This is a genomic window from Eggerthella sp. BIOML-A1 (assembly GCF_009875595.1).
GTDB classification, from domain to species: Bacteria; Actinomycetota; Coriobacteriia; order Coriobacteriales; family Eggerthellaceae; genus Eggerthella; species Eggerthella lenta.
The window spans coordinates 14,847-27,127 of the sequence record NZ_WWRZ01000014.1 but is presented as its reverse complement, the minus strand read 5'-3'; the positions used below and the strand labels follow the sequence as shown (position 1 = coordinate 27,127).

Annotated in this window: 11 protein-coding genes; all 11 read right to left on the bottom strand. The window is 64.5% G+C overall.

The genetic code is table 11. The features are described from left to right. Nucleotides 1–68 precede the first annotated feature (68 nt). Nucleotides 69–749 (bottom strand): molecular chaperone, encoded by a 681-nt coding sequence (locus tag GT590_RS13930; protein WP_009305155.1) that lies wholly within the window; start codon nt 747–749, stop codon nt 69–71. Next, complete coding sequence (locus GT590_RS13925; protein ID WP_009305156.1) at nt 749–1,405, bottom strand: hypothetical protein; 657 nt, start codon at nt 1,403–1,405, stop codon at nt 749–751. The genes GT590_RS13930 and GT590_RS13925 overlap by 1 nt, the downstream gene beginning before the upstream one ends. Further along, entirely contained in the window at nt 1,402–2,307 is a 906-nt protein-coding gene (locus tag GT590_RS13920) for a 4Fe-4S binding protein (protein ID WP_009305157.1), read from the bottom strand. The genes GT590_RS13925 and GT590_RS13920 overlap by 4 nt, the downstream gene beginning before the upstream one ends. Further along, a complete protein-coding gene (locus GT590_RS13915) occupies nt 2,304–2,933 on the bottom strand; it encodes a 4Fe-4S dicluster domain-containing protein (protein WP_009305158.1) in 630 nt (209 codons plus the stop codon). The genes GT590_RS13920 and GT590_RS13915 overlap by 4 nt, the downstream gene beginning before the upstream one ends. A 65-nt stretch (nt 2,934–2,998) precedes the next feature. Then, nucleotides 2,999–3,814, bottom strand: a complete 816-nt coding sequence (locus tag GT590_RS13910) for a DmsC/YnfH family molybdoenzyme membrane anchor subunit (protein WP_009305159.1) — start codon at nt 3,812–3,814, stop codon at nt 2,999–3,001. 2 nt (nt 3,815–3,816) lie between these two features. Further along, nucleotides 3,817–4,398, bottom strand: coding sequence for a 4Fe-4S dicluster domain-containing protein (locus GT590_RS13905; RefSeq protein WP_009305160.1), 582 nt, complete (start codon nt 4,396–4,398; stop codon nt 3,817–3,819). After that, nucleotides 4,398–7,130: a molybdopterin-dependent oxidoreductase gene (locus GT590_RS13900; RefSeq protein WP_114550402.1), complete on the bottom strand. Its 2,733-nt coding sequence runs from the start codon at nt 7,128–7,130 to the stop codon at nt 4,398–4,400. The genes GT590_RS13905 and GT590_RS13900 overlap by 1 nt, the downstream gene beginning before the upstream one ends. Nucleotides 7,131–7,354: 224 nt before the next feature. After that, nucleotides 7,355–8,875, bottom strand: coding sequence for a response regulator transcription factor (locus GT590_RS13895; protein ID WP_114550401.1), 1,521 nt, complete (start codon nt 8,873–8,875; stop codon nt 7,355–7,357). A 145-nt stretch (nt 8,876–9,020) separates the two neighbouring features. Then, on the bottom strand, nt 9,021–9,617 hold the full coding sequence (gene recR, locus GT590_RS13890; RefSeq protein ID WP_015760052.1) for a recombination mediator RecR: 597 nt from the start codon (nt 9,615–9,617) through the stop codon (nt 9,021–9,023). 24 nt (nt 9,618–9,641) lie between these two features. Continuing rightward, nucleotides 9,642–9,983: a YbaB/EbfC family nucleoid-associated protein gene (locus GT590_RS13885; RefSeq protein ID WP_009305164.1), complete on the bottom strand. Its 342-nt coding sequence runs from the start codon at nt 9,981–9,983 to the stop codon at nt 9,642–9,644. A 66-nt stretch (nt 9,984–10,049) separates the two neighbouring features. After that, nucleotides 10,050–12,275 (bottom strand): DNA polymerase III subunit gamma/tau, encoded by a 2,226-nt coding sequence (gene dnaX, locus GT590_RS13880; RefSeq protein ID WP_114550400.1) that lies wholly within the window; start codon nt 12,273–12,275, stop codon nt 10,050–10,052. Nucleotides 12,276–12,281 lie beyond the last annotated feature (6 nt).

The following is a 12,281-nucleotide window of genomic DNA, read 5'->3' as shown; positions in this document are numbered from 1 at the left end:
AATTTAAACGATGGTTTATCGAGGGTTTGACCTGCCCTTACACCCCTAAAACGGACACACTTTCTTGCCTATAACCCGGCATCGTCCAGCACGTCTTCCAGGAACGCTTGATCCGTTTCAAGCACCCCTAACACGATGTCGGCCAACGCCCGATAGAATCCCGTGCGTGCAACGCGTTGCACGTCGTCGGCGAAATCGGGAACCCAGTTCAGCAGATGCTCCTCGAGAAACGCACGGCGAGCCTCCAAAAGGTTCGCGCACGATCCATCGTCCCCCGCTTCCAGCGCCTCGGCGGCGCGCTCTCCCAACAGCTGCATGAACTCCAACTCGAACGCCAGATGATCCTCGGGCTCGCACGCTTCGTCCACCAACACCACCTTCGCCGCACGGTACGCCGCCAGCACTTCGTCGCGTGCATCCTGCATCAGCAGATGCTCAGGCGAGGTGTATACCGACTCGTACGGAAAAGCCACCTGCTCTCGATCCTGCGTCACGCCGATGAACGTATGCAGGAAGTCCACGGCCAAATCGCCGTGCTGGCGCTCTCCGCCTGCGTTCAGATAAGCGCACAACCCTCGATAGCCCGCATCGAGATGATCGTTGCCGCTCGCGGCAGGAAACCTCATCGCGCGCAGCCTCCCGAGAGCCTCGTCATCCACCTCGGTGCGCAACAAACGCGCCACGAACCCGTACGCCGCACTCTGCTGCCGGAGCGCCTCGGCCAAGGCGCGCATTCCCTCGTCAATCATCATGCCTCCTTCGCGGCAACGCCGCTTTCGTCGTCTTCTCCATCGCGCAGCGCTTCCAGCAAGTCGAGACCGCGCTCCGTGACATGCCAGGCATCGGCCCACTCCATTGCATCTATGCGCTCCAGCTCGCCCAGGAAATATCCGGCGAACAAGCGCGGATTCTGCACGAGCGGATGAGGGTCGATCACCGCGTCGATGGCGCTTTTGTCGCGTGGGCATTCGGCGGCGAACTCCAGCAAGGCGCGATACACCGGCAGGTAGACCGCGTCCTTGGCCAGCAGCGCCTGCGCCTTCGCGCCGATAGGATCGGAATCGAGATACGCAGCGCCGGCTTCGGTGATCGCCCATACGCCCTCGGTCGGCGCAGTCGTCACGAAGTTGCCGTCCTCGTCTACAACAAGTTCAGGTTCCCCTCCCGTTTCAAGGGCAGCTTGCGCCGCTTGCTCTTCCTCGCTGGGTTCGTATGCCAGCGCGCCGTAGCGCTCCAGCAGCGCGCGCAGCTCCGCCGGACGATAGACCGAACGGTTACATCGGAGCACCTCGTCCATGATCGAGTCCAGCTCGCTGGGCGTGCGCGGCGTACGACACGCTTCCAACGCGGCCATCAGCACCTTCTGGCATCCCGGTGCAGCCTTGAACACCTCTTCGACGCTCATTGCTCCTCCTTCGTATCGCGCTCGGCCGCAGAAGGCTCGAGCAGGGGTTTCTTGGACAGGAATGGAAACGTGATAGCGTGCACGGGACACGCGTCGGCGCACTCGCGGCACTTCACGCACTCGTTGAGCGGAGCGGAAGCCGCCCGATCATGCAAGTCGATGCCTTCCGGGCACGCGTCGGCGCACCGATGGCAGCGCTCGCCGTGAGCCGCATGCAAGCACGTCCCGACGTTCGCCTGCGGCCGGAACGTGCGGTTGCCGCGCGACACCAACGACAGCAGCGCTCCCAGCGGACAGAACCGATGGCACCATTTCCGCAGCACTGCCAACTCCAGCACGAGCATGGCCGGAAACACCAGAAGCGACCAGGTGACCTCGTTGAACTGGAACACCCTCCACACCACGACGAGCGTTCCGAACGTCAAACCGACCGGGCACACAAGGCAGAACACCGGGAACCCGAACGCAGCCGTCGAGAGGATGGCCCCGCCCAGCACCCAGTTGCGCGAATCGCGCAAACCCCCGCGCTCGGACGCCGGGACATCGAGAGGCCCGGAATCCCGTGAAGAAGCATCGCGCTTCGAGGCCTTCTTTCCTCGAAACACCCGCCTCAACAACGGGACGGGGCAGCCCCAGGCGCAGAAGGCCCGGCCCAACAGCAGCGTCAGCACTATGACCATCGCCAGCCCGATGAGCAGGGGAGGGACAACCGTTCTCGAAGCAATGGCCGCCTCGACACCGCCGAGCGGGCAGAGCGCCGCAATGTCCGCGATGCCGAACGAGCTGGGCGTTCCGGTGCCGGTGTGCAACGCCAGCCCCAAGCACACGAGAGCCGCGACGCCGAGCGCGCTCAGCACGCGCAACGTCGACGCCCTCACGCGCCGCTTCCCTTCCCGTTTCATACGATCATCTCGCTCTCGCCCTCAACCGTCGTCCTCCCCAAACGCTCGTAGCGCTCGGGCGCCACCACGACAACGCCCCGCCGAGACCCGCCCGCGAACGAACGGTACACGAGCGCGGGGCACACGTTCTCGCACACGCCGCAACCGTTGCACTTCGCTGCATCGATCACCGGATGCCCGACATCGTCCAACGCGATCGCCTCGTACGGGCACGCCTTCTCGCATTCGACGCATCCTTCGAAGTACGCGATGCAGCGGTCCTTCTGCACCACCGCCACGCCCAGCTTGTCGCGCTGGGGATCGAACGACCCCAACGCCCCGGTCGGGCAGGCCGTCTGGCACTTTCCGCAGAAATCGCAGTACCCTTTGTGGAAGTCGAGCACGGGGGTGCGAGCTTGCAGCAGCCCATCCTCCACATGCGCTACCCCCACCACGTTCGTCGGGCATGCCGAGCGACAGCGGTCGCACTTCACGCATGCAGCCACCAACGCGCCTTCGTCCTGGCCGCCCGGCGGTCGCAGCAGCCCGCCCTCGCCCGCGAAGGCGATCGCCGAGGCGCCCACGCCCGCGAGCGCGGCCGTGGCGGCGGTGAATCCCAGAAAGGCTCGCCTTGTGTAGTCAGCCATACTCTCGCCTTGCTTTCATCCTCGAACCCGGGCGCCGCGCGATACGGCGCTCGGGGGATCTCCGGTTACAACGCGAACCCGAAGTAGTTCGCCACTGCCGTGCCTACCAGCCACATCACCGCGCGAACGGCGACGGAGCCCACCAGAGCGCCCGCCAGCGCCACCACGCCCAACGAAAGCGCGCCGCCGGATTTACGCGCGACCAGCACGCCGCAAACCGCCGGCGCCGCAGAACCGCACAGCACCACGGCCACCCAGAAGAGCGCGGCCTGATCGCCGAAGGCGGTACCGCTGACAAGGCCGAACGCCACCGTCAACACCAGCGACAGCGCACCGCCCGCCGCCGCGTACACGCCGGCTTTCTTCACGTCGCCCTCGTCAACCTTGAGCGCCGCACACATCACCAGGTACAACGCCGCACCTGTCGCCAGCGCCGTTCCCAAGTAGGCCAACGGAAGCGCGACGGTGTTCCAGACCGGGCGCGACGTCATCATGTACGACACGCCGCAGGCGAACGCGAACGCCACGGCCAGCACGATACCCGTCGCGGCGAGCGCCTTGCGGGCTCCGGATGATGCCTCGCGCTTCACCAGCAGCGCGTATACCGCGATGCAAACCGCCAGCAGGCCCAGCAGCAAAGCTTCCAGGAAGATGCCCGCCGTAGGATGAGCCAGCACCGCCATCATGCGATCGACGTGCGACAGGTGCGTAGCCGACGCGATGCCGCCCACCACCAGCAGCGCCACCGCCACCGCGCATGCCGGCAAGCGCACCTTCGACGCCGCGCCTCCGCGAAATTCATCGAGGGCCGTGCAGGCGAACAGTCCGGCACCGCATCCCGACAGCACCGTGAACAGAACCAAAGACCACTGGATCGTCATGGCTACTCACCTTCCTTCCAAGCGGCGCGTTTCGGCGACAGAATGTAGTGCGTCGCCGGATGGTTCCCCACATCTTGCAGGGTGTGGATGCTGGCGGGATCGGCCGCGGCAAGAGCCTTCGACGCATCGGACGAGGGGTCGTCGATATCGCCGTAGAACCGGGCGCCGGCCGAGCACGTGCGCACGCACATGGGAAGCTCGCCGTTCTTGGACAAATGCGCGCACAGCGTGCACTTCTCCACCACGCTCTCGGCCGCGTTCCATGAACGCACGCCGTACGGGCAGGCCATCATGCAGTATTTGCAGCCGATGCACTTCTCCTTGTCCACCAGCACCATGCCGTCGGCGTCGCGATAGCTGGCCCCGGTGGGACACACGTTCACGCAGGGCGCATCCTGGCACTGCTGGCACATGGTGGGCAGGAAATACATCTCCAAATCGGGATATTCGCCGAAAGGCCCGCGTTCCACCACCTTGTTCCAGTACTCGCCCAATGCGATATTGTTCTCGTTCTTGCAGGCGATCTCGCAGCCGTGGCAGCCGATGCAGCGGTCGAGATCGACGACGATAGCGTAATGAGCCATTATTTGAACACCACCTCAGTGGATTCGCTGAATTCAGGCATCCACGGTTCGAAATCGGTCGGGTTGATCCATGCGCCTTCAGGCGCGCCTTCGGGAGCCGGGTACACCTTCACCGTGAAGCCGCGCAGCGTGTACGTGCCGTGCTCGGGGCTGTAACGCCCGTCGGTCTTGGTGAGGATGTTCACGTTCATCTCAGTCCAGGCCTTGCTCGGCGTGTCGGTGTCCAGGTACTCGGGATTCCAGAAGCGTTCCATGTGCACGGCGTCTTTTGCGATGCCCGCCGTCACATGCGCCTTCCCGCGCACCTTGCCGCGACGGCTTTCCACCCACACCCACTGCTCGTCCTCCACGCCGTACTTCTCGGCGGTCTCGGGATGGATGCTGACCAGCGGCACCGGATACAGCTCGCGCAGATACGGAATGTTGCGCAACGTGCCGTGATGGTAGTGCGGAATGCGTCCCTGGGTCAGCATGATGGGATATTCCGTATCGGTGAGGTTCGTCTCCTCGGGCTCCAGATAGTAGATCAAAGGATCGTAATCTTCGTCGGCCGGCGGCATGACGTAGGATTTGCCCTCGGCGCTCGCCCACGGCTCGCCCGTGCGGCCTAGCATGAGCGTGCCTTCCGAATACGGCTCGACCTTCTTGGACGGCGTGTTCCAGCCCTTCTCCTTGCCCGTCTTCGGATCGATGGTCTTGTAGGTGTAATACGTCAGGTAGTCTTCCTTGGAGATCCACTCGTACGCGCCCATCTCGGCCAGTTCGTCCCAGCTCATAGGCAGCGAGCCCATATGGAAGTCCATCATTTCCTGCTGGCCGCGCCAGTACACCAGATCGATGCCCAGCGTTGCCAGGTATTCCTTGTCGAAGGCCTTCTGAGCGAACGGATTGCCCAGCTCGGCGCAACGATGCGCGATCTCCGACCAAATGACGCCCTCGTTCACCGTTTCGTACAAGTGCACCACCGGCTGGCGGATGATGATCTTGTTCGCATGGGCGATGGTGAAATAGCTCTCCAGCCACTCCTGCGTGGGCAGAACGTAATCGGCCGCTTCGATGGTGAAGGCCGTGGGGTACATGTACAGATGGCAGATCATCTCCATCTTATCGATGATCTCGGACAGCTGCCCCGCGTTGCCGATCATCGCATGCTTGTTGCCAGAGCGTTCCATCCAGTTGCGCGGCTGGTACGGCTCGCCTGTGGTGATGGCCTTGAACACCGTGGGGATGTGCGCATGCGACCAGATGCCCAGGCCCTTGTGCTCGCGATACCCTAGGCGCTTCTCCAGCATATCGCCTGTGACCAGCGTGTTCATAGTGCCGAGATCCACCTTGTTCGGCGGGTCGGGGAAACGCTGCAGCAGCGCGCCCGGCTTCTCCACGTTGCCCAGCAAGAACTCCAGGATGCAGGCGCCTTCCGTACCCTGGGCCGACTGAGGGCTCATGTCGGTGGCCACGCCCAGAACCAGGCCGGACGGCGCGTTCTCCGCGTAGATGCGGATGGCCTTCTCCACCTGGTCCTTCTCAAGGCAGCATACCTCGCAGCCCTTTTCGAGCGTCCATTCGTCCACGCGCTCCTGCAGCAGCGTGAACGCCGTGGGGTATTCGACGCCGTCGATCTCGTACGTGCCGAAGAACGCGGGGTCCAGCGCTTCGTCGTACGGCCATGGCAGCGCCTTCGCGGAGTTCGTCTTCTGATCCCACACCACGAACGTCTTTTCCGCATCTTCCGCATCGGCTTCGCCCAGGCCCACTTCGTAGGCGCGCAGCATCTTCTTCGTATCGGTGTCGATGAGGTACGGCAGGTTCGTCCAACGCTTGCAGAAATCTTCGTCGTACAGCTTGTTCTCGATGATGTAGCGGATCCACGTCATCATAAGCGCCACGTCGGTTCCGGGACGAATGGGCAGCCACACGTCGGCCATAGCCGCATCGGGCGTGAAGCGAGGGTCCACCACTACCATGTTGAGCCCCTGCTCGCGTGCGCGCAGCTCGGCAATGGCGCGCCCCGAACCGCTGGGCGCGTGGTAGCTGGTGCAGGTGCCCCACATGACCAGCGTCTGGATAGGATTGTCCTCCGGGAAGTACAGCGACGAACAGCCGCCGTACTTGGAATCGGCCATCGACGTGGTGCCCGACTTGCTGCCGCCGTACATGAGCGAGAACGTGGCCATGCGCGGCAGGAAGCACTGCGCGCAGCCCGGCTCGAAGATGTTCGGCGATCCCAACGCCTGCGTGAAGCGACACGGCGAGCTGAAGTGCGGGTTCCCGCCGCCGCCCGTAGAGGTCACCAGCGACTCGCCGCCGTACTTGAAGAAGTCCTGCGTGAGCTTCTGCGCGATCTCCTCGATAGCCTGATCCCAGCTGATGCGCTCGAAGCTGTTCGTGCCGCGCTCCCCCACGCGCTTCATGGGGTACTTGTTGCGACAGGGGTTGTACAGCGCTTGGATGCCCGAAAGGCCCTTCGCGCACAGGCCTCCGCGGCTGATGGGGCTTTCCGGATTGCCTTCGAGCCGAATGACGCGTCCGTCGCGCACCGTCGCGATGACGGCGCAGCTGCAGATGCACGCTTGGCACGAGGTGTAGACCTTCTTTGTTTGGGAGGTCGTCTCGTCGGCATGCGCTTCGCGGAACGTCGCGCCGTCGACCGCCGTCGCGCCGAATGCGGCAAGCGCTCCGGTGGCGGCTGCGGCTTTCACGAACCCGCGCCTCGACATGTTGAGCTGACTCATACACATCGCCTTTCTCTCTCGTCTCCTTACGGCCGCAGGGGTAGAACGTTCCTGCGACCTTCACGAGAGAGATTGTGCGCGCGACGAAGGCGCTCGCCTATCGCCTGGAAGGGCTAAACCGGCTGACTGCAGGAGTAAACTGTCTTTTCATCAGGAGAAACAACCCTTAGACAAAGCAATGGCCGCAGAGGCGGCCATCGAGGGGAGGCGAGATCGTTAACGGCTCAGCGCATCACATGCTCGGTGGCGTCGATGAACTCCTGACGCGTGTGCACGCCCGTCTTGGCGTAGATGCTGCGGATATGCGCCTTCGCAGTGTTGTCGGAGATGACCAGCGCCTCGCCGATGGACTTCGCATCGCGGCCGCGCAGCATAAGCTCGAACACTTCGCGCTCGCGTGCAGTGAGGTTGTGATCGGCCGCGAACCCATCGGCATCGACCCCGGACCCCATCTCGGCGATCACCTCCTCGGAAAACATGTCGCGAGAGTCGTCTGCGACGACGGCATCGCGAACGACATCGAGCCCGTCCGATACCGACGATTTCGGGGCCACCGCTTCGACCGCCAGCCATCCCGCGCTGGTGATCTTGCGCACATCGCTTTCCCTGAAAATCAGCATGGATGCTGCCACCAGCAAAAACGCCAACACCAAGCCGACGATGAACGACTCAGAGCCATCCATCTCGGCAAGCGGGTAACCCTGCCCCACGACGAGCCCTGCCAACGAACCGAGCGCGAAAACCGAGCGTCCGTACCCGAACACCTGAATCGAACTCCAATAATCGCTGCGAGCCAAATACGTCAGCAAGCACCACATGAACAGAGAGAACAAGCAGTACACCAGCACGATCACCGCCGCAGCGGCCATATTGCCCGCATCCGACGAGAACACCACCACCACGGCCAGCACGAGCATGAGCACGAGCGGGTAATACGCCACGCCGAAATCGAACGATTTGAGCAAGCTGCTCACCAGCACCAACACGAAGCTGACCAAAATGACCAGCGACACGCCTATCGTGCCGCTCGCTAACGACGCCTCGGCATCTTGCAGGGCGAAAGCGCCCTTCGACAGGTTCGCCATGAACGTGAGCAGGAACACCACTACGAGGAAGCGCGCGAACGCGAAGACGCTTGCACGACGCGTGGCCGCATCGATGTCGGCCGCGCGGCGACGCACAAGTCCGCGCGTCGCGTCCGCGTCGGACTCGAACAGCGTCATCAACGCGGCGGCCAACGGCAATAGCGCCGCCACCAACAGCGCGATCTGCGGCACAGTGCCCACCACGAAGAAGAAGACGAGCCCGGAGGCCAACTCGGACAGCGCCGTGTTCGTCACGGCCACCACCGGACGCGTCGCCGCGTAGATCTGACCGGCGCGTACGGCAATGAACGCGGTGCCGACGCCCGTTAGGAGCGCTCCCGACACGAACAGCAGGTTGGCTCCGTCAAAGAACAGAAACGCGCCCGCATATTCCATCAACATGCCGACCGACGAGATTACGCCCGCAAGGCACATAACGCCCTTGCGCGCCAAAACGAGAGAAGCCTTTTCATGGAACAACGCCAACAGAGCCGCGACCAGCGCGAATGCAACGGTCGACCAAGCATACATGGAGAACGAGCACGATGCGAACCCTGTCCCGTTCGCTACGTAGCTCCAGATCGGCGCCGTATACACCACGAGGATCCACGAACGCCAGAAACAGTACGTCAGGTATTTCGCCGCCGGCCAAGCCCTCATACGTCCCCCTCGCCCCTTCGGCACCCGACATCACCCGTCAATGCCGTCGCCATACGTCCCATAGTACTTCATACGCTCGCTTCGATACGTTCGCGGCAAGATTAAACTCGCAAGCGAGAGGAGTAAACTCCCCTGCCCGCCTCCCCTACAGCGGCCGTCTGGCTTCGATAGCGCGGCCGAGGGTAACCTCATCGGCGAACTCGAGGTCGCCGCCGACGGGCAGGCCGCTGGCGGGACGGGTGACGGCGATGCCGAGCGGCTTGATGAGTCGGGCGAGGTAGGTCGCCGTGGTCTCCCCCTCAACGTTAGGGTTCGTGGCCAGCACCACTTCGCGCACCTCGTCGGATGCGAGGCGCTTCATAAGCTGGGCGATGCGCAGCTCGTCGGGGCCGATGCCCTCCATCGGGGAAAGGGCGCCGCCCAGCACGTGGTACACGCCGTTGTACACCGCGGTGCGCTCGATGGGCGGGATGTCGCGCGGCTCGCTGACCACGCAGATGATGCCCGCGTCGCGCTTGGACGACTGGCAGATCTCGCACAGGTCGTCCTCGGCGTAGTTGAAGCAGCGCGAGCAGAAGCGCACCGTTTCCTTCACCTCGGCGATAGCCTCCGACAAGCGCAGCGCCGTAGCCTTATCGGCGTTGAGGATCCAGTACGCGATACGCTGCGCCGACTTCGGCCCCACGCCCGGCAAGCGCTCAAGCTCGTCGAGCAGTTTCTGAATGGACGGCGCAGCGTACATGATCGCGATTCTATCCGAACCAGGTTACATAAGGCCCGGAATGTTCAAGCCGCCGGTCGCGGCGTTCAACCGCTGGGAGCTGATCTCGGACACGCCGCGCAGCGCCTCGTTCACCGCGGCGGCCACCATGTCCTGCAGCATCTCGACATCCTCGGGATCCACGGCCTCGGGGTCGATGACGATGCTGTCCACGGTCATGTCGCCGTTCGCAACCACCTTCACCATGCCGCCGCCGGCGGTGGCCTCGAACGTCATGTCCTTGATCTCCTCTTGGGCGCGCGCCAACTCGGCCTGCATCTTCTGCGCCTGCTTCATCATGGCGCCCATGTTACCGCCGCCGCCGGGAAAACCGCCTCGTTTCGACATCGTCGTCTCCTATCTGTCATGGTCGTTTCGAACAAGCCGCATACGTGCGGCGAACTAGCTGTCGCGCTATTCTCTCACTTCTTCGACGCGCACGCCATCGCCGAAACCGGCGGCCAGAATGGCCTGCAGCTCTTCGGGCGATTGCTGCACCGCAGGCTCGGGCGTCGCCGACGTGCGAGCATCCACAGGAGCCGGAGCCGCGGGAGCCGGGGCGGCAGCAGGCGTCGGCGCCGAAACTGGATCCGGAGCAGGCGCGGGCGTCGGCGCGGACGAGACGTAACCGTCGTCGTACGGAACCACCTCGTCCTCGTACGGAGGTATGTCGTAGTCCGGCACGGGCGTCGGGCGCGGCGCGGGAGCAGAAACCGCCGGAGCCGCCTGCTGAGGCTGCTGCGGGCGCTGGGCCGGAGCAGGCGTCGGACGCGGCGTCGGCGACGGCGCGGAAGCCGGCGACGGCGCAGGACGCGCGGCCGGAGCCGCCGCCGTGGCAACCGCGCCGCCCTGCGCGTACGCGAAGTGCAACGACTCGCCGCACGCCTGGTTGAGCGCGACCGACACCGCTTCCTGCACGTCGGGCTTCTGCACCGCCTTGAAGGCGAACGAGTTCTCGGCCGGGAACTCGATGATCAACGTGTCCTTGCCCGCGTCGTACACCGCTTTCGTGTTGAGGAACAGCACGCCGTAAGCAGCCTTGTTCTTCTTGAGCGTCGCCAGCACCGCCTGCCACACGCGCTGCAGGGCAGCCGGATTCTGCAGGCTGGCCTTGAGCTGGTCGGAGGGAGCCGCGGCGGACGGAGCCTGAGATTGCGTCACGGGCGATGCGGGTCGAGGAGCCGAAACGCCCTCCGCCCCTTGCGGCGGGACGCCGCCCGCCTCGCGCGACGGCGCCGCAACCTGCGGAGCAGCGACGGGTTGCGCCGGCGCGGCAGGCGCCGCCCCAGCGCGTTCGGCCGACGATGCGCGATCGGGACCAGGAGCGGAAGCGGGAGCCGCGGCAGGCTGGGAGGCGGGCATCGGCGCCCCCTGGGTCGCAGGGGATGCAAGCGGAGAAGCCGGCACGGGCGCAACCGAAACCTGGGGAGCCGAAGCCGCCGCAACCTGAGGGGCGGCAACCGCAGCAGCCCCTCCCCCGATCACGTGCGCAACCGCGGAGTGCCCGCTCTCCAGCGCCTCGATGCGCTCGGCAAGAGCCTCCAGCGTCAAGTCGGAATCGGGCCGCACCATGCGCGTGAGCGCGATCTCGAACGACAGACGCGGGTTCGTCGACGTCTTCAACTCGGCCGACAGGTCGCCCAGCACGCCCAGCAGGCGCGCCAGGCGGTCAGGGCCGAACAGCGGCAGCTCGCTCGCAAGCTCGCGCCGCACGGTTTCGCTCACCTCGAGCGCCACGTCGGCGCCCGCCAGCGACAGCACGTACATGTTGCGCATATGCTCGGCCAAATCGCGCGCGAACTGCGCCAGATCCGCACCCGTTTCCACGTACTCCGCCGTCCAGCGGAAGCACGAGGCCACGTCGCGCGTACCGATTGCGCGCACGATCTCGGCCAGGTCGTTCGTGTCGATGGAGCCCAATAGCCTCTCGGCCACCTCCATCGTCACCTTGCCCTCGCCGAACGCGATCAGCTGCTCGAGCGACGTCAGCGCGTTGCGCATGCCGCCTTCGGCGCGATGCGCGATCAGATCGAGCGCCTCGCCCTCGAACTCCACGTCCTCGGACACGCAGATGGCGCCCAGGCGCGACACGATGGACTCGGCCGAGATGCGGCGGAAGTCGAACCGCTGGCAGCGCGAATGGATGGTCTCGGGCACCTTCTGCGGATCGGTGGTGGCCAGGATGAACACCACATGGCTCGGCGGCTCCTCGAGCGTCTTCAACAGCGCGTTGAACGCCGCCGTCGACAGCATGTGAACCTCGTCGATGATATAGATCTTATAGCGCCCGCGCGTAGGAGCGAACTGGACGCGACCGATGATCTCCTCGCGCACGTTCTCCACGCCCGTACGCGACGCGGCGTCCAGCTCGTAGACGTCCGGATGTTCGCCGTTCGCAATCATCACGCAGTCATCGCACGTGCCGTCAGGCTCGGGGGTAGGGCCGCATTCGCACAGCAAGGCTTTCGCCAGCAGACGAGCCGTGGTGGTCTTGCCGGTGCCGCGCGGACCCGTGAACAGGTAGGCGTGGCTCACCTTGTCCTGTTCGATCGCGTTTTTGATCGTGCGCTCTATATGCTCCTGACCGACAACGTCTTCGAAGATCTGCGGCCGGTATTTACGGTAAAGTGCCTCTGCCATCGCGTA

Excerpts from the sequence above, each read along its gene's own strand:
- GT590_RS13910 (WP_009305159.1), bottom strand. The coding sequence starts at position 3,814 with ATGACGATCCAGTGGTCTTTGGTTCTGTTCACGGTGCTGTCGGGATGC.
- GT590_RS13900 (WP_114550402.1), bottom strand. The coding sequence starts at position 7,130 with ATGAGTCAGCTCAACATGTCGAGGCGCGGGTTCGTGAAAGCCGCAGCC.
- GT590_RS13885 (WP_009305164.1), bottom strand. The coding sequence starts at position 9,983 with ATGTCGAAACGAGGCGGTTTTCCCGGCGGCGGCGGTAACATGGGCGCC.
- GT590_RS13925 (WP_009305156.1), bottom strand. The coding sequence starts at position 1,405 with ATGAGCGTCGAAGAGGTGTTCAAGGCTGCACCGGGATGCCAGAAGGTG.
- GT590_RS13905 (WP_009305160.1), bottom strand. The coding sequence starts at position 4,398 with ATGGCTCATTACGCTATCGTCGTCGATCTCGACCGCTGCATCGGCTGC.
- GT590_RS13920 (WP_009305157.1), bottom strand. The coding sequence starts at position 2,307 with ATGAAACGGGAAGGGAAGCGGCGCGTGAGGGCGTCGACGTTGCGCGTG.
- GT590_RS13915 (WP_009305158.1), bottom strand. The coding sequence starts at position 2,933 with ATGGCTGACTACACAAGGCGAGCCTTTCTGGGATTCACCGCCGCCACG.
- GT590_RS13930 (WP_009305155.1), bottom strand. The coding sequence starts at position 749 with ATGATTGACGAGGGAATGCGCGCCTTGGCCGAGGCGCTCCGGCAGCAG.
- dnaX (WP_114550400.1), bottom strand. The coding sequence starts at position 12,275 with ATGGCAGAGGCACTTTACCGTAAATACCGGCCGCAGATCTTCGAAGAC.
- recR (WP_015760052.1), bottom strand. The coding sequence starts at position 9,617 with ATGTACGCTGCGCCGTCCATTCAGAAACTGCTCGACGAGCTTGAGCGC.
- GT590_RS13895 (WP_114550401.1), bottom strand. The coding sequence starts at position 8,875 with ATGAGGGCTTGGCCGGCGGCGAAATACCTGACGTACTGTTTCTGGCGT.